2 protein-coding genes are annotated in these 866 nt (G+C 33.9%); both read left to right on the top strand.

What is annotated here, in order from left to right; all coding sequences use genetic code 11:
- The coding region (locus tag AMN83_RS02925; protein ID WP_143323639.1) for an aldehyde dehydrogenase family protein at positions 1-525 on the top strand (525 nt) is incomplete at its 5' end.
- Between the two features lie 9 nt (positions 526-534).
- Positions 535-866: lactate/malate family dehydrogenase (locus AMN83_RS02920; protein ID WP_425304142.1), on the top strand; the 332-nt coding region annotated here is incomplete at its 3' end.

Below are 866 nucleotides of genomic sequence, written 5' to 3'. Positions count from 1 at the left end.
GTTACAAAAGAACATTTAGAAAAAGTTACAAGTTACGTTGATTTAGGTGTCAAGGAAGGCGCAAACCTAGTGGTTGATGGAAGAGGTTTAAAACTTCAAGGTTATGAAAATGGTTTCTATATAGGTGGATGTTTGTTTGATCATGTAAATAAAGATATGAGAATTTACAAAGAGGAAATATTTGGTCCAGTCTTATCAGTTGTTCGAGTAAAAACTTTTGAAGAAGCTGCAAAATTAATTAACGACCATGAGTATGGAAATGGAGTTAGTATTTATACAAGAGACGGTGATGCAGGTAGAACTTTTGCAAGTAAAATTCAAGTAGGTATGGTTGGTATTAACGTGCCGATCCCAGTTCCAATGGCATTTCATAGTTTTGGTGGTTGGAAAAGATCATTATTTGGAGATAGTGGAATGCATGGTATGGAAGGAATAAAATTTTATACTAAACTTAAAACAGTAACATCCAGATGGCCTTCAGGTGTCCGATCAAATGCAGAATTTGTTATGCCAACAATGAAATAAAGGAAATAAATGACAAAAATATCTTTAATTGGTGCAGGCCAAATAGGCGGAACTCTTGCACATTTAATAGGAACAAAAGAATTAGTTAATGAAGTGGTTTTATTTGATGTCGCTAGTGGTATTGCAAAAGGAAAAGCATTAGATATTGCACAATCTTCATCTGTAGATGGTTTCAATGTTAGGTTTTCAGGAACTGATAACTATGAGGATATAAAAGATTCAGATGTAATTATAATTACAGCAGGTGTTCCAAGAAAACCTGGAATGAGCCGAGACGATCTTCTTGGAATTAATTTAAAAATTATTAAACAAGTTGCTGAGGGGGTAAAGAAAAATGCTCC

This window comes from Candidatus Pelagibacter communis, assembly GCF_001180025.1.
GTDB lineage: Bacteria > Pseudomonadota > Alphaproteobacteria > Pelagibacterales > Pelagibacteraceae > Pelagibacter > Pelagibacter ubique_A.
The sequence above is the reverse complement of the archived record's forward strand: the minus strand, read 5'-3'. Positions and strand labels throughout refer to the sequence as shown.